The organism is Sphaerisporangium corydalis (assembly GCF_025506355.1).
In the GTDB taxonomy this organism is placed as follows: Bacteria; Actinomycetota; Actinomycetes; order Streptosporangiales; family Streptosporangiaceae; genus Sphaerisporangium; species Sphaerisporangium corydalis.
This window is the reverse complement of sequence record NZ_JANZYP010000010.1, coordinates 51970-75239: the sequence shown is the minus strand read 5'-3', so window position 1 is coordinate 75239 and position 23270 is coordinate 51970. Positions and strand designations below refer to the sequence as shown.

Annotated in this window: 21 protein-coding genes; 8 read left to right on the top strand and 13 right to left on the bottom strand. The window is 72.2% G+C overall.

The window, feature by feature from the left end; all coding sequences use genetic code 11:
* Nucleotides 1-101 precede the first annotated feature (101 nt).
* The 3 genes from NYZ98_RS10115 to NYZ98_RS10105 are packed head-to-tail and all read right to left on the bottom strand — an operon-like array spanning nt 102 to nt 2517.
* Complete coding sequence (locus NYZ98_RS10115; protein ID WP_316249551.1) at nt 102-824, bottom strand: response regulator transcription factor; 723 nt, start codon at nt 822-824, stop codon at nt 102-104.
* Nucleotides 788-1975, bottom strand: a complete 1188-nt coding sequence (locus NYZ98_RS10110) for a sensor histidine kinase (protein ID WP_262842323.1) — start codon at nt 1973-1975, stop codon at nt 788-790. Before NYZ98_RS10110 ends, NYZ98_RS10115 begins: the two co-directional genes overlap by 37 nt.
* A gap of 53 nt (nt 1976-2028) precedes the next feature.
* On the bottom strand, nt 2029-2517 hold the full coding sequence (locus NYZ98_RS10105; RefSeq protein ID WP_262842322.1) for a hypothetical protein: 489 nt from the start codon (nt 2515-2517) through the stop codon (nt 2029-2031).
* Nucleotides 2518-2936: 419 nt separating this feature from the next.
* On the opposite strand from NYZ98_RS10105, the gene erm reads away from it, so the two are divergent.
* Nucleotides 2937-3803: an ErmE/ErmH/ErmO/ErmR family 23S rRNA (adenine(2058)-N(6))-methyltransferase gene (gene erm, locus NYZ98_RS10100; RefSeq protein WP_262842321.1), complete on the top strand. Its 867-nt coding sequence runs from the start codon at nt 2937-2939 to the stop codon at nt 3801-3803.
* Nucleotides 3804-3870: 67 nt separating this feature from the next.
* Here erm and NYZ98_RS10095 read toward each other — a convergent pair whose 3' ends face one another.
* Nucleotides 3871-4365 carry an ATP-binding protein gene (locus tag NYZ98_RS10095; RefSeq protein WP_262842320.1) on the bottom strand — a complete coding sequence of 165 codons (495 nt, stop codon included), beginning with the start codon at nt 4363-4365 and terminating at the stop codon, nt 3871-3873.
* 261 nt (nt 4366-4626) lie between these two features.
* On the opposite strand from NYZ98_RS10095, the gene NYZ98_RS10090 reads away from it, so the two are divergent.
* The 3 genes from NYZ98_RS10090 (at nt 4627) to NYZ98_RS10080 (ending at nt 7162) form a co-directional block, all read left to right on the top strand.
* Complete coding sequence (locus NYZ98_RS10090; protein WP_262842319.1) at nt 4627-5532, top strand: helix-turn-helix domain-containing protein; 906 nt, start codon at nt 4627-4629, stop codon at nt 5530-5532.
* A gap of 93 nt (nt 5533-5625) precedes the next feature.
* Complete coding sequence (locus tag NYZ98_RS10085) at nt 5626-6171, top strand: type 1 glutamine amidotransferase domain-containing protein (RefSeq protein WP_262842318.1); 546 nt, start codon at nt 5626-5628, stop codon at nt 6169-6171.
* Between the two features lie 103 nt (nt 6172-6274).
* The gene (locus NYZ98_RS10080; RefSeq protein WP_262842317.1) at nt 6275-7162 is read left to right on the top strand and encodes a sugar kinase; all 888 of its coding nucleotides are present in this window, start codon (nt 6275-6277) and stop codon (nt 7160-7162) included.
* Nucleotides 7163-7301: 139 nt separating this feature from the next.
* Here NYZ98_RS10080 and NYZ98_RS10075 read toward each other — a convergent pair whose 3' ends face one another.
* Together NYZ98_RS10075 and NYZ98_RS10070 are read right to left on the bottom strand one after the other, a co-directional pair.
* Nucleotides 7302-8603 (bottom strand): cytochrome P450 family protein, encoded by a 1302-nt coding sequence (locus NYZ98_RS10075; protein ID WP_262842316.1) that lies wholly within the window; start codon nt 8601-8603, stop codon nt 7302-7304.
* A 292-nt stretch (nt 8604-8895) separates the two neighbouring features.
* The gene (locus NYZ98_RS10070) at nt 8896-11439 is read right to left on the bottom strand and encodes a GcvT family protein (protein ID WP_262842315.1); all 2544 of its coding nucleotides are present in this window, start codon (nt 11437-11439) and stop codon (nt 8896-8898) included.
* Between the two features lie 71 nt (nt 11440-11510).
* On the opposite strand from NYZ98_RS10070, the gene NYZ98_RS10065 reads away from it, so the two are divergent.
* Both NYZ98_RS10065 and NYZ98_RS10060 read left to right on the top strand, forming a co-directional pair.
* The gene (locus NYZ98_RS10065; protein WP_262842314.1) at nt 11511-12506 is read left to right on the top strand and encodes a phosphotransferase; all 996 of its coding nucleotides are present in this window, start codon (nt 11511-11513) and stop codon (nt 12504-12506) included.
* A 49-nt stretch (nt 12507-12555) separates the two neighbouring features.
* Nucleotides 12556-14121, top strand: coding sequence for an amino acid permease (locus NYZ98_RS10060; RefSeq protein WP_262842313.1), 1566 nt, complete (start codon nt 12556-12558; stop codon nt 14119-14121).
* 117 nt (nt 14122-14238) lie between these two features.
* On the opposite strand, the gene lipB is transcribed toward NYZ98_RS10060, so the two are convergent.
* Nucleotides 14239-14901 carry a lipoyl(octanoyl) transferase LipB gene (lipB, locus tag NYZ98_RS10055; RefSeq protein ID WP_262842312.1) on the bottom strand — a complete coding sequence of 221 codons (663 nt, stop codon included), beginning with the start codon at nt 14899-14901 and terminating at the stop codon, nt 14239-14241.
* Nucleotides 14902-14956: 55 nt separating this feature from the next.
* Complete coding sequence (locus NYZ98_RS10050; RefSeq protein WP_262842311.1) at nt 14957-15148, bottom strand: PspC domain-containing protein; 192 nt, start codon at nt 15146-15148, stop codon at nt 14957-14959.
* Nucleotides 15149-15306: 158 nt separating this feature from the next.
* On the opposite strand from NYZ98_RS10050, the gene NYZ98_RS10045 reads away from it, so the two are divergent.
* Nucleotides 15307-15885 carry an LURP-one-related/scramblase family protein gene (locus tag NYZ98_RS10045; RefSeq protein WP_262842310.1) on the top strand — a complete coding sequence of 193 codons (579 nt, stop codon included), beginning with the start codon at nt 15307-15309 and terminating at the stop codon, nt 15883-15885.
* Here NYZ98_RS10045 and NYZ98_RS10040 read toward each other — a convergent pair.
* On the bottom strand, nt 15842-16900 hold the full coding sequence (locus NYZ98_RS10040; RefSeq protein ID WP_262842309.1) for a lysylphosphatidylglycerol synthase transmembrane domain-containing protein: 1059 nt from the start codon (nt 16898-16900) through the stop codon (nt 15842-15844). The two genes, NYZ98_RS10045 and NYZ98_RS10040, sit on opposite strands and share 44 nt — an antisense overlap.
* 272 nt (nt 16901-17172) lie before the next feature.
* Between NYZ98_RS10040 and hrpB the strand changes: the two genes are divergently transcribed.
* Nucleotides 17173-19659 (top strand): ATP-dependent helicase HrpB, encoded by a 2487-nt coding sequence (gene hrpB, locus NYZ98_RS10035; protein WP_262842308.1) that lies wholly within the window; start codon nt 17173-17175, stop codon nt 19657-19659.
* A gap of 53 nt (nt 19660-19712) precedes the next feature.
* Here the strand turns inward: hrpB and NYZ98_RS10030 are convergent, their stop codons facing one another.
* Genes NYZ98_RS10030 through deoC form a run of 4 tightly spaced genes read right to left on the bottom strand, consistent with a single transcriptional unit; the run spans nt 19713 to nt 23237 of the window.
* Nucleotides 19713-20585, bottom strand: a complete 873-nt coding sequence (locus tag NYZ98_RS10030; RefSeq protein ID WP_262842307.1) for an aldehyde dehydrogenase family protein — start codon at nt 20583-20585, stop codon at nt 19713-19715.
* The gene (locus tag NYZ98_RS10025) at nt 20578-20787 is read right to left on the bottom strand and encodes a hypothetical protein (RefSeq protein ID WP_262842306.1); all 210 of its coding nucleotides are present in this window, start codon (nt 20785-20787) and stop codon (nt 20578-20580) included. The genes NYZ98_RS10030 and NYZ98_RS10025 overlap by 8 nt, the downstream gene beginning before the upstream one ends.
* Nucleotides 20780-22210, bottom strand: coding sequence for an aldehyde dehydrogenase family protein (locus tag NYZ98_RS10020; protein WP_262842305.1), 1431 nt, complete (start codon nt 22208-22210; stop codon nt 20780-20782). Before NYZ98_RS10020 ends, NYZ98_RS10025 begins: the two co-directional genes overlap by 8 nt.
* 10 nt (nt 22211-22220) lie before the next feature.
* A complete protein-coding gene (gene deoC / locus NYZ98_RS10015) occupies nt 22221-23237 on the bottom strand; it encodes a 2-deoxyribose-5-phosphate aldolase (protein WP_262842392.1) in 1017 nt (338 codons plus the stop codon).
* Nucleotides 23238-23270 lie beyond the last annotated feature (33 nt).

Sequence of the window (23270 nt, the reverse complement as noted above, 5' to 3'; positions counted from 1 at the left end):
TTTCACTGTCGGCACATTTTCACTGAAAGCGGATTCAGCTTTAAACGTATTCCGCTGACAACGTATTTCGCTTGACATCCATTCCCTCGTCCGGGGCCCGTTCAGGGGGTGGCGAGGCCCTGGCGGTAGGCGTAGGCGACGGCCTGCGCGCGGTCTCGGGCGCCGATCTTGGCGAACAGATTGTTGATGTGGGTCTTCACCGTGGCCTCGCTGATGAACAGGTCGGCGGAGATCTCGGCGTTGGAGCGGCCCCGCGCCATCAGGCGGAGCACCTCGGCCTCCCGCCTGGTCAGGCCGTCGGGCGGGCCGTTCCCCTGCCGTACGGCACCCCGCTCACGGCCCGCGGCGCCGGTGCCCCGCGCGGGGGCGGGCGGGGTCATGGTCTCCAGGAGGCGGCGCTGGACCGCCGGATCCAGTTGCGCGTCGCCGCGCATCACCGCGGCGATGGCCCGGGAGATCTCCTCAGCGTCGGCGCTCTTGGTGAGAAAGCCCCGGGCCCCGGCCTGGAGCGCGGCGAACACCGATTCGTCGTCCGAGTAAGTCGTGAGAACGACCACCTGCGTATCCGGAAATGTCGCCCGAACACGTCTGGTCGCCTCAACTCCATCCATTCGCGGCATTCTCAGATCCATCAACACCACGTCCGGCCGTTCGGCCTCGATCATCCGGAGCGCCGCCTCGCCGTCCCCGGCCGAGCCGACCACCTCGATGCCGGGCAGCAGCCCGAGCAGCAGGGTCAGCCCCTCGCGGATGACCGTCTGGTCGTCGACCACGAGCACCCGGGCGGTCATCCCCGTCCCGCCCTCCGCACGTGTCTCCGCCACGCCACGCCATCCGTCCTCGCGGGCGCCCCGCCCCGCGCCGTCCCGTCGCCGGCGGGCAGCCGGAGGCCGACCCGGAAGCCGCCGTCCGCGTCCCCCGTCACCAGGGTCCCGCCGAGCAGCTCGGCCCGTTCCCGCATCCCCACGAGACCGTACCCCCCGCCCTTGGTGCCCGGGCCGTCGCCGGCCGGGTTGGTCACCTCCAGCTCGCACACCCGGTCCCCGAAGTCCAGCCGTACGGCCGCCCCGGCGCCGGGCGCGTGGCGGCGGACGTTGGTGAGAGCCTCCTGTGCGGTACGGACCACGGCCAGCTCGGCCTCGGGGGCCAGGCGCCGCTCCACGCCGGTCACGACCAGCTCACAGGGCCGTCCCGTGGTCGCCAGGAACTCCTCGGCCAGCACCTTGAGCGCCACCGGCAGGGGCGGGCTGTCCTCGCGGAGCGCGGAGACGGCCCTGCGCGCCTCCTCGAGGCCGCTCTTGGCCAGGTCCCTGGCCCGCTCGACCCGGTCGAGCGCCTCCTCGGAGCGATCGGCGCGCAGCAGGAGGCGCGCCCCCTCCAGGTGGACGATCTGCGCGGACAGGGAGTGGGCCAGGATGTCGTGGACCTCCCTGGCGATGCGCGCCCGCTCGGCGAGCACGGCCTCCCGGGCCTCGGCGCTCCTGGCCGCCCGGCCCTGCCTGATCGAGTTGGCGACCAGGAAGACGACGCAGGTGCTGACGACCAGGCCGATCTCCTCGTCCCAGCGCCGCTCCGCCACGCTCAGCAGCCCGAGGCCGGCCAGGGCGATCGCGACGACGGGCACCGACCAGGCGAGCGGGTACCTGACGGTCGCCACCCCCACGGCGAACATCAGGGCGGCCGTGGCGGGCCCGCCCTCCGCGCTCACCATGAGGAGCCCGAGGGACGCCGCCACCGTGGCGGCCAGCCTGACCGGGATCCCGAGCACGACGACCGGCGGGCGCGCCACGGCCACGGGCCTGGTGATGATCATCAGGGTGCCCGCGATGAACAACGTCAGTGCGGCGGTGAGGAGCCCACGGCCGGTGAGGGCGAAGCCGGGCTCCTGCCGGGCCTCGCCGATCACGAAGACCAGGATGGCCAGGAACCTCGGCACCAGGGCGGGGCTCAGGCCTTCCACGCGGGTCCTGGCCATGTCGCGAACATACCGGCCGCCCCGCCGGACTCCGATGCCGGGCCCCGGCCGGGTCAGGCCGGGACGGACGGGGTGGAGACCCGCTCGGCCGGGAGGTCGCGGGCGCGGCGGGCCACGAGCAGGGCCTGCACGCCGATGGTCACGCCGACGAACAGGAGCACCGAGGTGGGCGCGGTGTCCAGACCGAGGCCGCGTCCGGCGGCGTACAGGCCGATGCGCGCGATCAGGGAGGCCAGCCAGCCCGCGAGGGTCCAGACGGTGCCCTTGGCCCACGCCACCCCCGCGCGGTCACGCCACACCCGCACCGTGCGGGCTCGTACGGCGCCGAAGCCGACCGCGAAGGCGAGCTCCACGACCAGGAAGCCCACGCTGAGCGGCACATCGTGCGTGCCGACCAGGCCACCCGACAACAGGCCGACCGCGATCAGGGCCAGGGCGAAGTACAGAAGACCCTGGCCGGCGGCGCGCCGGGTCCTCATCTGACGGTAGACGATCAGTACGGTCACGACGATCGCGAGCGCCGCGGTCTGCAAGGGGTCCATGCCTCGAAACGGTAGGGATCCGCGCCCGCCACGGGATCGGCGCACCGGTGGAGATCCGCCCCTCCACCCCTGGGTGGAGGACCCGGCGGACCCGCGCCCGGCCGCCGGCGGCGGAGCGGCCGAGCAGGCGAACGGGCGGGCGGAGTGGAGCAGGCGAAGCGTGGGGGTGGATAAATCCGTTGCGGGCCTCGCGGGGCCTTTCTTAGGGTCGTGGACGTGCTCAATTTCCCGCTCAACCTCGCCGACCGGCCGGTTCACCGCGAACCGTGCCTGGTGAAGCGCCCCCGCGTCCGACGGGCTCTGGCTCGTCAGGAACGCGTCATCTAGCGGGGCTTCCCCACCACTGAACCCGCTGGTCGCTCCTGCGTGCCCAGGGCCTCCGAGACCTTGTTCATCTCGGACCCGGAAGGGCATCGGAAGTGGCACGATCCTTCGCGCACGGCGACTATTCGCATATCCAGAAACAGGGGCGGAACCAGCCCCGCGACCAAGCAGGAAAGGGCGGCGGGCGCACCGGCCGCGACCGGGCCAGGCGGGAGCTGTCGCAGAACTTCCTGGTCGACGAGGACGCGCTGGCGCGGGTGGTCCGCGCGGCCGCCCCCGCGCCGGGCGAGACGGTACTGGAACCGGGCGCGGGAGAGGGCGTGCTGACCCGCGCCCTGGCCCGGCGCGCGGGAAAGGTCGTCGCCTACGAGATCGACCCCCTGCTCGCGGGCAGGCTGGCGGCCGGGACCCGTGACGACGCCCGCGTCGAGGTGGTCAGGGGCGACTTCCTGGCCGCCCGCCCGCCTCGCGACCGGTTCGCCGTGGCCGGCAACATCCCGTACTCGGTCACGTCGCGGATCGTGGACTGGTGTCTGCGGGCGCCGGCCCTGTCGTCCGCGACGCTGGTCACCCAGCTCGAGTACGCCCGCAAGCGCACGGGCGGCTTCGGGCGCTGGAGCCTGCTGACCGTACGGACCTGGCCGTGGTACTCGTGGCGCCTGGCGGGCCGGCTGGGCCGCGAGGCGTTCCGGCCGGTGCCCCGCGTCGACTCGGCCATCCTCCGGGTCGACCGGCGGCCGGTGCCGCTCCTGCCACCCGGCGACGCGGCCGCATACGGCGACCTGGCCGAGCTGGGCTTCGGCGGGGCGGGCGGCTCGCTCCGCGCCTCCCTGCTCACGCGGTACGGCGCAAGGAGGGTGGACACGGCGTTCGCCGGTGCGGGGATCCGGCCCGGCACGGTCGTGGCCTTCGTCCACCCGGACCAGTGGGTCGTCCTGTGGCGGGCCCTCGGCTCCCCCTGAGGTGACCGGCGCGCCGCCTCGCCGTCCAGGCGAGCGGCGCGCCCGGCTCCACCCTGAGGTGAGCGGCTCAGGCGGAGTTGCGGCGGCCGACCGCGGAAGGAGCGGTGAACGCGGCCCAGACCAGCTTGCCGCGACCCGCCTGCAGCCGCCAGCCCCACGAGCAGCTCAGGCTCTCGACGAGCCACAGCCCCCGGCCGGTCTCGGCGAAGTAGTCGGCGTCGGTGACGACCGGGGGCTGCTCCCGGGGGTCGAAGACGGCGCACACGACATGGGAGGCGCGGTGCAGCAGGCGCAGCCGGGTAGGCTCTCCCGCGTGCCGCACGGCGTTGGTGACCAGTTCGGAGACCACCAGGCGCGCGTCGGACGCCAGTTCGTCAAGACCCCAGTTGTTCAACGTCAGCACGGTGAAGTCGCGAGCGATCTTGACCGGCGCGCCGGTGCGCCCCAGGGCGCGCAGTTCGGCGCCGACGGGCTCCCAGAGGTTGCCCTCCATCGCGGGGAGTAGCCACCAGGGTGCCTCCCCCCGTACGACGGACTGCCGGCGTACCAGGTGTGCGGTCATCAAGGTCCTCACTACGTCGGGCCGTTCACGCGGTCGGGACATGACGTCGGACGCTCAATCTTTCTTCACGTCGCGTACAGATGCAAGAGCAGATGCACGTGCAGATCACTAATTTCCCACGGAATCGTGACATAGGACGATCTGTGTGCATCCTTCATCCAACGTACTGTTGAAAGATCCACGAGATGAGATGCTGTATACGGCTACGTACCGGGGATGAGAGACTGACGGCTCATTCATCCGAGGCCCCAGGGAGCTCGCATGATTTCGGCACTCGGACACGACGGCGCGGCGGACGGGTTCATCAACTCCTACACCGGCGGCGGGCCGACGGCCCTGCGGATCCTGCTGGGCGCCCAGCTCCGCCGGCTGCGCACGGCCAAGGGGATCACGCGTGAGGCCGCGGGCGAGGCCATCCGCGCCTCGCACGCCAAGATCAGCCGGCTGGAGCTCGGCCGGGTCGGCTTCAAGGTCCGCGACGTCGCCGACCTGCTGACCCTGTACGGCGTGGGCGAGACCGACGAGCGCGCCACCTTCCTGTTGCTGGTCGAGCAGGCCAACGCCCCCGGCTGGTGGCACAAGTACAGCGACCTGCTGCCCACGTGGTTCGAGCTCTACGTCGGGCTGGAGGAGGCCGCCTCGGTCATCCGCACCTACGAGATCCAGTTCGTCCCCGGCCTGGTGCAGACCGAGGACTACGCCCGCTCGGTGATCATGCTCGGGCACTCCGGCGCGTCCGCCGAGGAGATCGAGCGCCGCATCTCGCTGAGGATGACCCGGCAGAAGCGCATCGTCTCCTCAGACGGGCCGAGGCTGTGGGCCCTGCTGGACGAGGCCGCGCTCCGGCGCGCGCTCGGCGGCCCGAAGGTCATGCGCGCGCAGGTCGAGCGCCTCATCGAGCTGGGCGACTGCCCCAACATCAGCCTGCAGGTCGTCCCGTTCGGCCACGGCGGCCACGCGGCGGCCGGCGGCCCGTTCACGATCCTGCGCTTCGACGAGCGCGAGCTGCCCGACGTCGTCTACATGGAGCAGCTCACCAGCGCCCTGTACCTCGACAAGCGCGACGAGACCGACCCCTACATGAAGGTCATGGACCGGCTGTGCGTCGAGGCCTCCACCGTCGCCGAGTCCAGGCGGTTCCTGACCAAGCTCCTCGACGAGATGTGAGCCCCGGCGGGCTCCCCCTCGGGGACCTGCGCATACCCGGGGCGATGCCGGGCACGGGTTCACTACGGAGAACCCGAGCTCGAAGGAGTCGACATGCTTCAGGGCAAGACGATCGCCTTTCTGGTGGCCACGGAGGGAATCGAGCAGATCGAGCTCACCGAGCCGTGGCTGGCGGTGGAGCGGGCCGGTGGGACCCCCCGGCTGATCTCCACCGAAGCCGGTGAAGTTCAAGCTTTCAACCATCTCGACAGGGCGGACCGGTTCAAGGTCGACGCCACCGTGGACGAGGTGAGCGCCGACGACTTCGACGGCCTCGTCCTGCCCGGCGGCGTGGCGAACCCCGACGCCCTCCGCCTCGACGAGAAGGCCGTGCGGTTCGCGCGGTCGTTCTTCGACGACGGCAAGCCCGTCGCGGCGATCTGCCACGCGCCGTGGACGCTGATCGAGGCGGGCGTCGTGGGGGACCGCGCGATGACCTCGTGGCCCAGCCTCAGGACCGACCTGACGAACGCGGGCGCGTCCTGGGTCGACCAGGAGGTCATGGTCTGCGCCAACGGGCCCAACAAGCTGATCACGAGCCGCAGGCCCGACGACCTCAAGGCCTTCTGCCAGGCCGCGATGGACGCGTTCGGCGCCTGAGCCGACCGGAAGTCCGCATCGCGTTGTGGGGCGCATCGGTCTCTGCCATGCTGGCGGCCATCCGCGGCAGATGGGCGTTCCGCATGGCACGAGAGATGCTGACATGACCGAGGTCTTCACGCTCGGAGAGGCGCTGGGCGTCATCTCCGCCGACCGTCTCCGCCACGACACCGACGTACGTCTCGACGTCGCGGGCGCCGAGCTCACCGCCGCCGTCGGCCTCGCCCGGCTCGGGCACTCCGTGACCTGGCTCGGCCGGGTGGGCGCGGACGAACTGGGCGCCCGGGTCGTCACGGTGCTGCGCGGCGAGGGGGTGGACGTCTCCCACGTGCAGTCCGACCCCGGCGCGCCCACCGGCGTCGCGATCAGGCAGCGGCGCATCGGCCGGGTCGGTCACGTCGTCCACTACCGAGGCGGGTCGGCGGGCTCGCGGCTCGGCCCGGGCGACGTACCGGCGCGTGCCCTCCAGGCGGCCAAGGTGCTGCACGTCACGGGCATCACCCCCGCGCTCAGCGGCACCGCCTGGAGCGCGGCCCACCACGCCATCAAGCTGGCCAGGGACGCCGGCGTCGCGGTCTCGGTGGACGTCAACTACCGCCCGCAGCTCTGGATCGACCGCCAGGAGGCCGTCGAGGCGCTCAACGAGCTGGCCACCGGCGCGGACGTCCTGTTCGCCAACCAGGACGAGCTCCAGATCATCGAGCCGGTGATTGGAACGATCCGCGAGCTGGTGATCACCCGGGGCGCCAAGGGGGCCAGCTCCACCGTCAACGGCATGCGGTACGACGCCCAGGCTGCGCCGGTCACGGTCGTGGACCCGGTCGGCGCGGGCGGCGCGTTCGCCGCCGGGTACCTCAGCGCGCTGCTGGAGGAACTGCACCCCACCGACCGCCTGCGGCGCGGCTCGGCGCTGGCCGCCTTCACCGTCGCCAGCGCCAGTCCCTGGCAGGGCCTGCCCACCCGCACCGAACTGCCGCCCCTCACCTTCTGACGCCTCCCGCGCCTCCCGGCCGCGAGGTCGCCCACCGGCCCCCAGCCGTCCCACCGCCGGGCACACCGCCGTCGCGGGATCCGGGCCCCTCGCCAACCCGGGTCGCCTCGCCGCCGGTGTGCCACGGTCGTGCGGGGGGTCAGAGGCGCAGCGGCAGCCGGGCGAGCCGCCACGAACCCGGCATCATCTGCCGTTCCAGCTCCTCGGGCCGGACGGCCAGGGCGAGATCGGGGAAGCGCCGGAGCAGCGCCTCGAACGCCACCTCACCCTCCTGGCGCGCCAGGGCCGCGCCCAGGCAGTAGTGCAGCCCGTGCCCGAACCCCACGTGGTTCTCCCTGCGGCCGTCCGGCTCCCGGGTGATGTCGAGCCTTTCCGGGTGGTCGAATTCGCGCGGATCGTGGTTGGCCCCCACCAGCACGGCCATCACCGCCTCGCCCTTGGCCACCGGCATGCCGCCGACCTCGACGTCACGCGCGGCGTACCGCAGGCGGGTCGCCTGGACGGGCCCGCACCAGCGCATGAGCTCGTGGACGGCGCCGCGCATCATCCCCGGGTCCTTGCGGAGCAGGGCGAGCTGGTCGGGGTGGGTGAGGAGCGCGGCGGTCCCGTTCCCGATCAGATGGGCGGTGGTCTCGTGCCCGGCCAGGATCAGCGTGAGGACCAGGGTGACCATCTCGGTGTCGCTGAGCCGGTCGCCGTCCTCGTCGTGCGTGCGGATCAGCCCGGACAGCAGGTCGGCGGTGGGCGCCACGCGGCGCCGCTCGATGAGCTCGTGGATGTGCCCGACCATGTCGCGCAGGGCGTCGGCCATGCCGCCCGACTGCAGGGTGACCAGCGCCTTGCCCCACTCCCGCCACTGCGCGCGGTCCTGTTCGGGGATGCCCACCAGCTCGCAGATGACCGTGATCGGCAGCGGGTAGGCGAAGTGCTCCATCAGGTCCACGACGCCGTCGTCGGCGGTGCCAGCGAGCCGGTCGAGGAGGCCTTCGGTGATCTGCTCGACGCGGGGCCGCAGCTCCGCGACCCGGCGCGCGGTGAACGTGCGCGACACCAGCTTGCGCAGCCGGATGTGGTCGGCGCCATCGGCGTCCAGGACGCTGTCCAGCACGTACTGGGCGTACTCGCGGGGGATGCCGCGCGCCTCGATCTCCTTCTCCCGGATGTTCTCGATGTCCAGGCCCGGGACGTTGGCCGGGTTGTTCACGAACCGGGGGTCTCCCAGCACCATCTTGACGTCGTCGTACCGGGTGACCAGCCAGATCGGGGTGCCGCGCCCGAAGAAGGAGCCGCGGACGAGAGGCGCCTGCTCGCGCATCCGCGCGTACCCGCCGAACGGGTCCCGCATCAGTGCCGGGTCCATCATGTCGACGGTGGGGGCCGGGCCGGCGGCTGGCGCCGAGCCGGTGGTGCTGTTCGTACGGTTGTCGTGGGGATTGCCCATGCTTGCCCTCCTCGGGCGTCAATGAGGTCGCGCCTGGTGGTTTCCCTCCTCTTTCCGGCTCAGCGAGGCGCGGCTCGCACGGGGCGACGCCGCCGCTCAGCCAAGGGGATCGCGTAGATCTATGCACATCCCCGGCCGTTCTCAACCCTGCTCCACACAACTGTCGAACGACTGTCGCCTCGGGACGCCGCGCCGCCACACCCGAGGGGGTGGAAGGGGCGCTTTCCCGGTCCCGGGACGCGGGACGGCCGTACGTCCCGGAACGCGGTCGGCCGTATCCCGGTGGCGCTTCCTAGGCGACCGGCAGGCGGCGGACCCGCGTGCTGGCCGGGTCGTACAGCGGCTCGGCGACGGTCGCGGCGCCCGCCCACGCGCCGTTGACGCCGACCTCGACCCGCCCGGCGAACGGCGCGCCGTTCGCGTCGACCGGCAGGTAGGCGTAGGCGATGGAGCGGTCGACCCGGTGGCCGTAGCCTCCGCTGGTCACCCGGGAGGCGGGTTTGCCGCCGACCCGCACCGGCTCGCCTCCGAGGCAGACCTGCCGGGGGTCGTCCAGGACCAGGCAGCACAGGGTGCGCCGGAGCGCCCCCAGCGCGTCGCCGCCGACGAAACCCCCGCCGTCGCGCACGGCGAAGCCCAGGCCGGCCTCGATGGGCGTCGTCTCGGGCGTGATGTCCAGGCCCCAGACGCGGTAGCCCTTCTCCAGCCGCAGGCAGTCCAGGGCCCGGTAGCCCGCGGGGAGCATGCCGTGCGGCAGGCCCGCCTCCATCAGCGTGTCCCACAGGGTCAGCCCGTACTCGGTGGGGCAGTACAGCTCCCAGCCGAACTCGCCGGCGAACGTGACCCGCTGCGCCAGCACCGGGACGTTCCCGACGCTGATCTCCCGCGCCCGCATGTACCCGAAGGTCAGGTCGTCGCCGGTCAGCTCGCCCAGGATGGCGAGCGCCTTCGGCCCCCACAGGCAGTAGCAGGCGTACGCCGAGGTGACGTCGCGCACTTCCAGGCCGTGGCCGCGCAGCCACGCCATATCGTGCACGCCGAACGCGGTCCCGGTGACCATGCGGAACCGGTCGGCCGCGAGCCGGGTCACGGTCACGTCGGCCTCGATGCCGCCGCGCTCGTTCAGCATCTGGGTGTAGACCACCGAGCCGAGGGGGCGGTCGATGTCGTTGGCGCACAGGCGCCGCAGGGCGTCCAGGCCAGTGATCTCCAGCTTGGAGAACGAGGTCTGGTCGAACAGCCCGGCGGTGTCGCGGGTGGCCAGGCACTCGGCACGGATCGCGGGCGACCAGAACCGCCCGGCCCACCCGGCAGGCCGGAACGCCTCACCCGGGTTCTCCTCACCCGCGTTCACTCGACCCGCGTTCGACCCACCCGGGGAAGTCCCACCCGGGGAAGTCCCGCCCGGGGAAGCCTCACCCGGGGAAGCCTCACCCGAGCGCGTCCCGCCCGAGGGCTCAGCGTCCTGCGGGCCGGTGGCGAACCAGTTGACCCGCTCCCAGCCCGCCTTCTCGCCGAACTCGGCGCCGAGCTCGGCGTGCCGTCCCCAGGCGGGCGACCGGCGCAGCGGGCGGGCGGCGGTGCGCTCCTCGCCCGGGTACACGATGTCGTAGTACTTGCTGTAGGAGTCCAGCGCCTTGGCACGGGCCCAGCGGGCGCCGCGCGCGTGGGCGCCGAACCGGCGGATGTCCATGCCGAAGACGTCGTACTCGGGCGAGCCGTCGACGATCCACTCGGCCATGACCTTGCCGACGCCGCCGGCCGCCGCGAGGCCGTGCACGCAGAACCCGGCCGCGACCCACATCCCGGCCACCGAGGTCTCCCCGAGCAGGAACTCGCCGTCGGGGGTGAACGCCTCGGGCCCGTGGACGACCTTGCCGAACGCGGCGGCGTCCTCGGCGTCGCCCGCGTCGGCGAGCGCGGGGAGCCGCCGGGCCGCCGACTCCCACGATTCACGAAATTTCGGCATATTGGGCTCGAAGAGCGTCCGGGGTTCGGCCAGCGGCGCCGGGGTCTCCCAGACGTCCGGCGTGCGGATGTACCCGCCCACCAGGATGCCGCCGCCGTCCTCACGGAAGTACACGATGTTGTCCGGGTCGCGCACCGTGGGCGTGCTCGCCGGCACCCCGAACGGGCGCGTCACCACGTACTGGTGCTTGATCGGCACGATCGGGACGTCGACTCCCGCCATCCTCCCGACCCGCCCCGCCGCCGCCCCGGCCGCGTCGACCACCGTGCCGGTCCTGACGAACTGCTCGCCGGCCCGGACGCCGTGCACCCGCCCGTCCCGCACGTCGATGCCGGTCACCTCGACGCCGGTGACGATGCGCACGCCGAGCTTCTCCGCGCCCGCCGCGAGCGCGCGCCCGAGGCTCGCCGGGTCGAGCCAGCCGTCGCCCGGCAGCCACAGGGCCGCGCGGACGTCGCCCACCTCCATCATCGGCAGCATGTCCCGCGCCGCGTCCGCCGAGAGGATCTCCATGTCCAGCCCGTACGTCTCGGCGGCGCCGGCCTGGCGCAGCAGCTCCTCGTGACGCTCGCCGGTGGTGGCCAGCCGCAGGCCGCCGACGCCGTGCCAGCCGGGGTCGAGTCCGGTCAGCTCGGCGAGCTCGGGGTACAGTCCCGCCGAGTACATGATCATGCGAGTCTGTGTGACGGTGGACCTGAGCTGGCCGACGAAACCGGCCGAGTGCCAGGTCGTGCCTTCCGTCAGCTCGTGCTGTTCGAGCAGGATGACGTCCGTCCAGCCGAGCCGGGCCAGGTGATAGGCGACGCTGCATCCCGCGACGCCGCCGCCGACCACCACGGCCTGCGCCTCGGCGGGAAGTTTCACCATCGGTACCCCCGTGTAACACCCAGCCCGCAGAATCAGATCAATGGTCTGAAGGTAGACCAAAGGAGGCCCGCGTGCCAGATCTCCTCGGCCCGGCGCTCGAACGTGTCACGGCCTGGGCCGGCCGGCCGGTCGTCCCCACCCAGATCAAGGGCGGGCTGAGCCACCGGATCGTCCGGGTGGACACCGAGGCCGGCGACCGCTGGCTGCTGCGGATCCTCGACCCGCGCGTGTCCGAGGCCGGGCTCGGCATCCCCCTCGACCTGGAGATCGTCAACACCGTCAGGGCCGCCAAAGCCGGAGTCGGCGCCGGGGTGCTCCTGGAGCTCCCCGACGCGGTGCTGCTGGAGTACATCGACGGCCCCACCCTCGACGCGGCGGCCGTCCGTGATCCCGCGATGACGGAAGGCATCGCCGAGGCCTGCCGCCGCCTGCACGCCGGGCCGAGGTTCGCGACCGAGTTCTCGATCTTCCGCAAGCTCGACGAACTGCTCGCGCTCTGCCACGCCCACGGGCTGGAGGTCCCCGAGGGCTTCGAGGACTGGCTGCCGGTCGTGGCCGACATCGAGGCCGCGCTGGACGTGCGCCGGCCGGCGTCCGTCCCATGCCACAACGACCTGCTGCCGGAGAACTTCATCTTCGACGGGTCGGCGGTCCGCATCGTCGACTACCAGCTCTCCGGGAACAACGATCCGGCCTTCGAGCTGGGGGACATCGCCGCCGAGGCGGATTACGACCGGGAAATGGTCGGGCGGTTGACGCGCGCCTACTTCGGGGGCGATGATCCCGCGTCAAGGGTCCAGCTTTATCTGACTATGTCCAACTTCACCTGGACGTTGTGGTTCAGCGTCCATCACGGCCTGCTCGCCGAGCAGGCCGCGGCAGCCGACTTCGACTACCACGCCGAAGCCGCCGACAAGTTCGCGCAAGCCGTACGGGACCTCACCGATCCCGGTCTCGGCCCGCTCATCGACGACGTCCGGGGCCGGCGACGGCCCCCCGCGTCACCACCACCCCCTCCACAGCCGGAAACCCCGGCCGACCCCCCGCCATCGGCTGCCCCGGCCTGATGGGCGAAACCCGCATCACCGCGTAACCGCGCCACGCAAGGAGGCCTCCATGGCCCAGCAGTCCTACACCGACGACGACGCAGAACGTCTGGCCGAACTCGGGTACAAGCAGGAGCTCTCGCGTAGCTGGAGTGGCTTCTCCAACTTCGCGATCTCGTTCTCCATCATCTCGATCCTCGCCGGCTGCTTCACGACGTTCGGCCAGGCGTGGAACAACGGCGGGCCGATCGCCATCTCCATCGGCTGGCCGCTGATCTCGGCGTTCATTCTCATCATCGGCTTCTGCATGTCCGAGCTGGTGTCGGCCTACCCGACGGCCGGCGGCATCTACTGGTGGGCCGCCAAGCTGGGCAAGCCGATCCACGGCTGGTTCACCGGCTGGCTCAACCTGATCGGGCTGATCGCGGTCACCGCCTCGGTGGACTACGGCTGCGCGACGTTCCTGAACATCACGATCGGCCGGTTCAGCGACAGCTGGGCCGAGGGCCCCCTGCTGCAGCAGACGTTCATCCTGTTCGCGATCGTGCTGGTGCTCCACGCGCTGATCAACATCTTCAGCCACCGGCTGATCTCGATCCTGCAGAACATCTCGGTGTGGTGGCACGTGTTCGGCGCGGCCGCGGTCGTGCTCATCCTGATCTTCGGCCCGTCCAAGCACCAGAACGTCGGCTTCCTGTTCGAGCAGTTCAACAACTCCGGGTTCGGGAACGGCGCCTCGGGCCCGTCCTTCTGGCTGTACGTGCTGCCGCTCGGGTTCCTGCTGACCCAGTACACGATCACCGGCTTCGACGCGTGCGCCCACGTGTCGGAGGAGACCCAGGGCGCGGCCATGAGCGCGGCCAAGGGCCTGTGGAAGTCGATCTTCTACTCGGCGATCGGCGGCTGGATCCTGCTGCTGGCCTTCCTGTTCGCCGCCACCGACGTGGACGCGGTCAACAAGGAGTTCGGCTTCGTCGGCGCGATCTTCACGTCCTCGCTGACGCCCGGCCTGGCCACCGTGATCTTCGGCATCTCGACGATCGGCCAGTTCTTCTGCGGGATGAGCTGCGTCACCTCGATGTCCCGCATGACCTACGCGTTCTCGCGTGACGGCGCCGTCCCCGGGTGGCGGCTGTGGTCGCGCGTCGACAAGAACCGGACGCCGGTCAACGCCATCATCGCCGGCTGCGTCGTCGCCCTGCTGATCACGATCCCCGCGCTGTACGCGCCGGCCGGCACTACGACGCCCGTCGCGTTCCTCGCCGTCGTGTCGATCGCGGTCATCGGGCTCTACCTGGCGTTCCTCATCCCGATCTGGCTGCGGCTGCGCATGGGCGCCGCCTTCAAGCCCGGTCCGTGGACGCTGGGCGCCAAGTACAAGGTGTTCTGCTGGATCGCGGTGATCGAGATCGCCGTCATCTCGCTGTACTTCATCATGCCGATCGTCCCGGCCGGCGTCCCCGGCAACAAGGACTTCGCCTGGGCGTCGGTCAACTACGCGCCGCTCGCGGTCGGTGCGGTGCTCATCGGCATCGGCCTGTGGTGGGCGCTGTCGGCGAAGAACTGGTTCACCGGGCCCCGCCGCAACGTCGACGACGTCCCGATGGACACGTCCTCCCCCGAGCCGCTGGTCTGACCCTCACGCGTACGGCCCGCGCCCGGCTTCGGCGCGGGCCGTACGCGTGCCCGGCTCGGGATGTGCGTGCTCCGCGCGGGCCTCGGGCCGCGCGCGTGCTCGGGGAGGCGCGGCGCCTCAGGATTCGGGGGCGGCCTCGAACGCCTGGGCGACGACCGCGCGGACGTGCTCCGCGTCCGGCGGCCCGGCCAGCTCGCGGGCCAGCGACGTCATGTCCACCTCGGGCATGCCGCACGGCACGGCGTAGTGCCACGGGTCGAGGTCGCCGTCAGCGTTGAGCGCGAAGCCGTGGCTGGTGACCGCCCTGCTGGACCGCATGCCGATCGAGACGATCTTCCGCCCGGTGTCGCGCGTCCACACACCGGTCAGCAGCTCCGAGCCGGGCGGGGTCTCGCGGCGCTCCGCCGCGACGCCCAGCCGCGCGAGCGCCTCGACCAGCCGGAGCTCCACCTCGCGCACGTAGTCGACGACGCCCTCGTCCGCCCGGAGCTTGACGATCAGGTAGCCGACGAGCTGCCCGGGGCCGTGGTAGGTGAGCTGGCCGCCCCGGCCCGTCGGGATCACGGGGATGCCGTGTGCGGGGTCGGGGAGGTGCTCGGCGGCGGTCCGTTTGCCGACCGTGAAGACCTGAGGGTGGCTCAGCAGCCACAGGGTGTCCGGCCGGTCGTCGCGCTGCCGCGCGCCGACCAGCTCGGTCATGCGTTCCATGGCCTTCTCGTAGTCGACCAGGTCGTCCTGGAGCAGGGCCAGGGGCCGCGCCCGTACGATTCGCTCGCTCACATGTCGAGCATACGTCCTACGAGTGGACGTTTATGGCGCCCGATGGGCGGCGGGCTCAGTACCGGCCGGAAACGGCCGGGGCCTTGGGAATGAAGGCCCACATGATGAGGTAGATGATGAACTGCGGCCCGGGCAGGATGCAGGACAGCAGGAACAAGAGACGCACCATCGTGGGCGTCCAGCCCCAGCTCTCCGCGATGCCGCCGCAGACACCCGCGATCATCTTGTGCTCTCTCGACCTGTACATAGAGTCTCCTCCCCCGGTTGGCTTCTCATTGCTCCCAACGATCGAGTCCCCTGCCCCGTTCCGGGAAAGTCATTCGTCGTACGGTTCACCGTGCGAGGCACGCGATGCACGCGCGGTAAAACCCTTAGGGTGGCAATCCCCTGACGATGGAGAGCAAAGTGGACCTCCCAACCCTGCAGGCGCAGCGCCGCCTGCTCGTTCGCCAGAAGATCACCATGATGGTGAACCGTTATGTGGTCCATCTGGAACAGCCCGACGGGTCGGAAGGTCCGATGGTCGCCTTCGCCGAGCAGAAGCGGATGGCGTTCAAGGAGCAGGTCACCCTGTACACCGACGACACGCGGCAGTTCGTGCTCGCCGGGTTCAAGGCGCGCAAGGTGATCGACCTCGGCAGCGGATACGACATCTTGGACCACGCCGGGCAGCCGATCGGGTTCTTCAAGAAGGAGTTCGCCGCGTCGCTCATCCGCTCGACCTGGCATTTCCAGCAGCCGGGAATGACGACGTTCACCGGCCAGGAGCGCAACGTCTTCGTCAGCCTGCTGCGGCGGTTCGTCGACTCGCTGTCGTGGCTGCCGTACCACTTCGACTTCAAGGCGGGCGCCCAGATCGCGTTCTCCGTGGACCGCAAGTGGGGGCTTCGCGACCGCTACCTCGTGGACATCCAGGACCCCCGCCTCGACCGGCGGCTGGTCATCGCGATGGCCGTCGCTCTGGACGCCCTCCAGGCACGATGAGGCCGAGCGCCAGCCAGGCGGTCCACCCCACGATCAGCACCGCCCAGTAGGAGATCAGGCGGTAGACCGCCACCACGGCGGCCGCGGCCACCCCCGTCATCCCCGCGCTGACGAAGGTCGCGGCCATGCCGACCTCCGCGACGCCGAGCCCGCCTGGCACCAGCGCCAGCACGCCCGCGGCCTTGGCCGCGACGTAGCCGAGCAGCACCGTGTGGGGGCCGACCGAGACGCCCGCGGCGGCGCAGACCGCCGCCAGGCACGCCAGGTCGAGCAGCCAGTTCAGCAGGGCGAGCGCGGGCAGCGTGAGACGGTCGCGCGGGGTCAGCGAGATCGCCGCCCGCGCGCCCTTGATCTGTGCGAGCACCGCCGCCGTCCTGGCGCCGCGCCCGGCGAGCCACCGTCCCGGCCACCTCGGGCGGAAGCGCACCAGGGCCGCGGCGACGAGCCCGGCGGCCAGGAAGCCCCACAGCGCCGTGACCCGGGTCGCGGGCTCGGCGACCAGCGCGACGGCGCCGAGCGCGATGAAGGTCAGCGTGGAGAAGACGCCGGTCAGCAGCAGCGTCGCGGCGATCAGCGGGGTCGAGGCGCCCAGGCGCCGCAGTTGCCGCGTCGTGTAGGCCACGCTGAGCACCTGGCCGCCGGGCAGCGAGTTGGACACCGCGTTGCGCGCGTAGGTGACCGCTAGGGCGCGGGGAAGCGTCAGCCGGGCGCCACCCGCGACCAGCAGGTGGCGGATCAGCCGGGCGAAGGCCCGCATGGACGCCGACTCGGCCAGCACCGCGACGATGAGCCAGCCGGGGTGCGCGGCGGTGATCAGGCGCCAGACCTCGCCCGGGCTGGGCAGCCGGTCGCGGAAGAGCACGACCACCGCGACCACGGCCGCGGCGACCAGCGCCCGGGTGAGCGCCCGCCGTCCGGCGCCGGTACGCCGCGCGGGCCCGGCCGGCGGGGGGTCGCTGAGCGGGGCGGTCACCTCCGGCTCGTAGGCGGGGGCCACCAAGGTATGACACGCCATCAACGCCTCCTCGTGAGGATCATGACGTTCACGGGAGCGCCGGGCGAGTGCCGGATCGCGACAGTTGCCGGTCCGGATGTTTCCGGTTTCCCGCAAGGTCCCGGTCCCGGACCGGCCGACCTGCGGTCAGCCAAAGTTCACCATAGTTAGTCATTAGATGTCATATGGTAGTTCCTCCCGTTTGGCGCCCTACGACCGGATCGGCCGTGGTCTCCGCCGACGGGCCGACGGCATAGCCTCGTGTGCGGGGAGACCGCCGGGAGGGCACTGCTGTGGACGACGCTCGGACGGACGGCCTGCCCGTCAGGCACGCCCTGCCGGAGCTGCTCGCGGCCCTGCGCGACGGCGGCGCCGCCGTCCTCACCGCGCCCCCAGGCACCGGGAAGACCACCCTGGTCCCGCTCGTGCTGGCCGGCCTCGACGGGGACGGCCCACGGCGGCGGGTGATCGTGGCCGAGCCCCGGCGCATCGCGACCCGCGCCGCCGCCCGCCGCATGGCGTGGCTCCTCGGGTCCGAGGTCGGCCAGGAGGTCGGCTTCACCGTACGCGGCGAGCACCGTCCCGGCAGGCACGTGCAGGTCATGACGACCGGGGTGCTGCTCCAGCGCCTCCAGCGCGACCCCGGCCTCGACGGGATCGACGCCGTCCTGCTCGACGAGTGCCACGAGCGCCACCTGGACGCCGACACCGCGCTCGCGTTCCTGCTGGACGTCCGGGCCACCATCCGCCCCGAACTGCTGCTCGTCGCCACCTCGGCCACCGCCGACGCCGCCCCCTGGGCTCGGCTCCTCGGCGACGCGCCCGTCGTGCGCGCGGCGGGCACGTCCCACCCGGTCGAGGTCGTCTGGGCACCCCCCGAAAGGCCCGTGACGCCCCCGCACGGGATGCGCGTCGACCCCGCCCTGCTCGCGCACGTCGCCGGGGTCGTCCGCCGGGCCCTGGCCGAACGGACCGGCGACGTGCTCTGCTTCCTGCCGGGGGTCGGGGAGATCGCGAGGGTGGCCGGCGCGCTGGGCGACCTTCCCGGCACCGACGTCCTGCAGGTCCACGGCAAGGCCGGCACCCTGGACGAGGTGCTGGCGCGGGGCCGGCGGCGGCGGGTCATCATCGCGACGTCCGTGGCGGAGTCCAGCCTGACCGTCCCCGGGGTCCGGGTGGTGGTGGACGCCGGGCTGGCGCGCGAGCCGCGCACCGACCAGGGCAGGGGGCTCGGGTCGCTCACGACGGTGCGGGTGTCGAAGGCGTCCGCCACCCAGCGGGCCGGGCGGGCCGGTCGCGAGGCGCCGGGCACCGTCTACCGGTGCTGGACGTCGGCCGAGCACGACCGGCTGCCCGACCACGCTCAACCGGAGATCGCGCTGGCCGACCTGACGGGGTTCGCCCTCCAGGCCGCCCTCTGGGGCACCCCCGACGCCTCGACCTTGTCGCTGCTCGACCCGCCGCCCGCCGCGTCCATGGCCGTCGCCGGCCGTACGCTGCACGCGCTCGGCGCCCTGGAGGACGGCCGCGTCACCGCGCGCGGGCGCCGGATGGCCGGCGTCGGCGTCCACCCCCGGCTCGCCCGCGCCCTGATCGACGGCCCCCCGGCGGCGGCCGAGGTGGTGGCGCTGCTGTCCGGCGACCTCCCCCACTCCGCGCCCGACGACCTGGTGGCGGTGTGGCGCGAGGCCCGGAGGAACGACTGGAAGGACTGGCGCAAGGAGACCCGCCGCCTGACCCAGTCCCTCAGAAGCGGCGCCGAGCCCACGAACGGCACCGACACCCACGCCCGAAGCGGCGGAAACCGGGCCGGGAGCCGGGTGAGTGGGCATGGTGGGAGTGATGATGTGGTGGCGGGGATGGTGGTGGCGCTGGCCTATCCCGAGCGGGTGGCCCGCCGCCGCTCCGGCGGGTACCTCATGGTCTCTGGCACGGCCGCGACCCTGCCCCGGGACTCCCACCTCGCCTCGGCCGAATGGCTGGCCATCGCCGTGGCCGACCGCCCGGCCGGCGCCGCCTCCGCCAGGATCAGGCAGGCCGTCGTCATCGACGAGGACGTGGCCAGGGAGGCCGCGCGGCCGTTCCACCAGGTGACCGAGGAGGTCCGCTGGGACGGCGACGTCGTGGCCCGGCGGGTGGAGCGCCTGGGCGCGGTCGAGCTGTCCTCGGTCCCGCTGCGTGACGCCGACGTCGGCGAGGCCATCCTGTCCGGGCTGCGCCAGGAAGGGCTGTCACTGCTGCGCTGGACCCCGGACGCGGTGGCCCTGCGCGACCGCATGGCGTTCTGCCACCGCGTGCTGGGCGCCCCCTGGCCGGACGTGTCCGACGCCGGCCTGCTCGCCGCGGCCGCCTCCTGGCTGCCCCTGCCCCGCCTGCGCCGCCGCGCCGACCTGGAACGGGTCGACGTGACGGCGGCGCTCCGCCGGCTGCTGACCTGGCAGCTCCGCCTGGACGAGGTGGCCCCCGAACGGATCACCGTACCGACGGGGTCGCGGATCCGGCTGGACTACTCCGGCGACCAGCCCGTGCTGGCCGCCAAGCTCCAGGAGCTGTTCGGCTGGGACGCCGCGCCCAGCGTCGCCGGGGTGCCGCTGGTGGTCCACCTGCTGTCCCCCGCGGGCCGCCCGGCCGCCGTCACCGCCGACCTGGCGTCCTTCTGGCGCGACGGCTACCGCGCCGTACGCGCCGAACTCCGCGGCCGCTACCCCCGCCACCCCTGGCCGGAAGACCCCCTCACCGCCGTCCCCACCCGCCGTACCAAGAACCCCCGGCCACGGTGAACCGCCCGGCCGGGTTCGGACGCCGGGCCGGCGGTGAGCCGGCGGGCCGGGGCTCAGATGCCGGTGGGGTGCCAGACGGTCTTGGTCTCCAGGAAGGCGGTCATGCGGTCGAGGCCGGGGGTGGCCAGCCAGTCGGGGGTGGCGTTCGGGGGGCGCAGGACGCGTTTGAGGTTCTCGGCGGCCTGTTGTTCGCAGGTCACCGCGAGTTCGGCGGCGCAGCCGGTCAGGTCGATCGCGTTGACGTCCATGTGGGACGCCAGCCACGGCGCCAGCTCGGGCGCCGCGCCGGTCAGCAGGTTGACCACGCCGCCCGGCAGGTCGGAGGTCGCCAGCACCTCGGCCAAAGTGATCGCCGGAAGCGGCGCGCGCTCGGAGGCGACCACCACGCAGGTGTTCCCCGTGACGATCACCGGGGCGATCACCGAGATCAGGCCGAGCAGCGGCGCGCCCTGCGGTGCCACCACGGCGACCACGCCGGTCGGCTCGGTGGTGGACAGGTTGAAGTAGGGCCCGGCGACCGGGTTCGCCGCACCGCGCACCGCCCCGATCTTGTCCGACCAGCCCGCGTACCAGACCAGCCGGTCCACGGTCGCGTCGGCCAGCTCGCCCGCCTTGCGCGCCGACACCCCGTCGGCGTCGACCAGCTCGGCGACGAACTGGGCGCGGCGCCCCTCCAGCATCTCGGCGACGCGGTAGAGGATCTGCCCCCGGTTGTACGCTGTGGCGCCCGACCAGCCGGGGAAGGCCTTGCGGGCCGCCTGCACCGCGTCGCGGGCGTCCTTGCGCGAGGCCCGGGAGGCGTTGGCGAGGAAGTCGCCCTTGGAGGAGGTCACCACGTAGGACCTTCCGCTCTCCGAACGCGGGAACGCCCCGCCGATGTACAGCTTGTACGTCTTGCGTACGGCGAGCCTGCTGGGCTCAGTCATCGCCTCTCCAGGTCATCTCTTCCGGCGAGAGCCGTACCGGCGCGAACACCTGGCGGCAGCGGCTCACCCCGCAGCGGTGGGCGAACCAGCCCTGGCGGCCGGTCGTGGTCGTGCGGCCGGCCCGCGCGAAGGAGTGCCCGCGCGTGGCCTGCCCCCGGCGGGATCTGCGGGGTGCCCGGCGGTGCTCACAGGGCTCAGACATCGAGATACGCCTCCAGTCCATGCCTGCCGCCCTCGCGGCCGTATCCGGACTCCTTGTAGCCGCCGAACGGCGAGGTGGGGTCGAAGCGGTTGAAGGTGTTGGCCCAGACGACGCCGGCGCGGAGCTTGTCGGCCATCCACAGGATGCGGGACCCCTTCTCGGTCCACACCCCCGCGGACAGGCCGTACGGGCTGTTGTTGGCCTTCTCGACGGCCTCGGCCGGGGTGCGGAAGGTGAGGACCGACAGCACGGGGCCGAAGATCTCCTCCCGGGCGATCCTGTGGGACTGGGCGACGCCGGTGAACAGGGTCGGCGGGAACCAGTAGCCCTTGTCCGGGATCGGGCAGGACGGGGACCAGCGCTCGGCGCCCTCCTGCTCCCCCGCCTCGGTCAGCGACCTGATCTTCGCGAGCTGGGCCGCCGAGTTGATCGCGCCGATGTCGGTGTTCTTGTCGAGCGGGTCGCCCAGCCGCAGCGTCGAGAGGCGGCGCTTGAGCGCGTCGAGCAGCTCGGTCTCGATCGACTCCTGGACCAGCAGCCGTGAGCCCGCGCAGCAGACGTGGCCCTGGTTGAAGAAGATGCCGTTGACGATGCCCTCGACGGCCTGGTCGAGCGCGGCGTCGTCGAACACGATGTTGGCGGCCTTGCCGCCGAGCTCTAGCGTCACCTTCTTGCGAGTCCCGGCCACCGAGCGGGCGATCATGCGGCCGACCTCGGTGGAGCCGGTGAAGGCGACCTTGTCGACGTCGGGGTGGCCGACCAGCGCCTGACCGGTGGCCCCGGCGCCCGTCACGATGTTGACCACGCCCGGGGGCAGGTCGGCCTGGCGGCAGATCTCGGCGAACGCGAGCGCGGTCAGCGGCGTGGTCTCCGCGGGCTTGAGCACCACGGTGTTGCCGCAGGCCAGCGCCGGGGCGATCTTCCAGGCGAGCATGAGCAGCGGGAAGTTCCACGGGATGACCTGCGCGGCCACCCCGAGCGCCCGGGGGTCGGCGCCGAGCCCGGCGTGCTCCAGCTTGTCGGCCCAGCCGGCGTAGTAGAAGAAGTGCGCCGCGACCAGGGGAAGGTCCACGTCGCGCGACTCGCGGATCGGCTTGCCGTTGTCCAGGGACTCCAGCACCGCCAGCTCGCGCGAGCGCTCCTGGATGATGCGGGCGATCCGGAACAGGTATTTGGCGCGCTCGCGGCCCGGGAGCTGGCCCCAGACCGACTCGTAGGCCTTGCGCGCGGCCGAGACGGCCCGGTCGACGTCGGCCTCGCTCGCGAGGGTGAACTCCGCGAGCACCTCCTCGCTCGCCGGGTTGACGGTCTTGTCGCGCTCGTCCCCCAGGGAGTCGACCCACTCGCCGTTGATGAACAGGCCGTAGGAGGGGCGGATGTCGACGATGTCCCGCGACTCGGGCGCCGGTGCGTATTCGAACATGGGGCCCGCCTCAGTCGAGGGTGAAGTAGTCAGGACCGGCGTAGCGCCCGGTCGCCATCTTCTGGCGCTGCATCAGCAGGTCGTTGAGCACGCTGGAGGCGCCGAGCCTGAACCATTCGGGGTCCAGCCAGTCGGGGCCCGCGGTCTCGTTGACCAGCACGAGGTACTTGACGGCGTCCTTGGTGGTGCGGATGCCGCCGGCGGGCTTGACCCCGACCATGCGCCCGGTCTGGGCGCGGAAGTCGCGCACGGCCTCCAGCATCACCAGCGTGACCGGGAGGGTGGCCGCCGGGGAGACCTTGCCGGTGGAGGTCTTGATGAAATCGGCCCCGGCCAGCATCGCCAGCCAGGACGCCCGCCGCACGTTGTCGTACGTCGCGAGCTCGCCGGTCTCCAGGATGACCTTCAGGTGGGCGTCGCCCTTGGCGGGGGAACCCTTCTTGGCGGCCCCGTTCCCGGACTTGGCGGTCCCGTTCCCCGACGGCCCGCCTTCGCGGGCGCAGGCGGCCTTGATCGCGACGATCTCCTCGAAGACCTTGCGGTAGTCGCCGGACAGGAAGGCGCCCCGGTCGATCACCATGTCGATCTCGTCGGCCCCGGCGGCCACGGCGAACGCGGTGTCGGTCACCTTGACGTCGAGGGAGGACCTGCCGCTGGGGAAGGCAGTGGCGACACTGGCCACCCGCACACCGGACCGCCCGACCGCCTGTACGGCGCCCGCGACCATGTCCGGGTAGACGCACACGGCGGCCACCTTGGGGACGGAGGGGTCGCCGGGATCGGGCTGTACGGCCTTGGCGCACATCGCGCGCACCTTGCCCGCGGTGTCCGCGCCCTCCAGAGTGGTCAGGTCGACCATGGAGATGGCCAGGTCGATGGCCTGTGCCTTGGCGGTGGTCTTGATGGAACGGGTGGCGAGCATCGCGGCGCGCTGGTCGGCGCCCACGCGATCGACCCCGGGAAGGCCCTGCAGGAATGCCCGCAGGGTCGCGTTCGATGACGCGACCCCGGCGAACGAGGGAGTCAGAGTTGACACCTCACCAGCATCGCCGACCAGCGT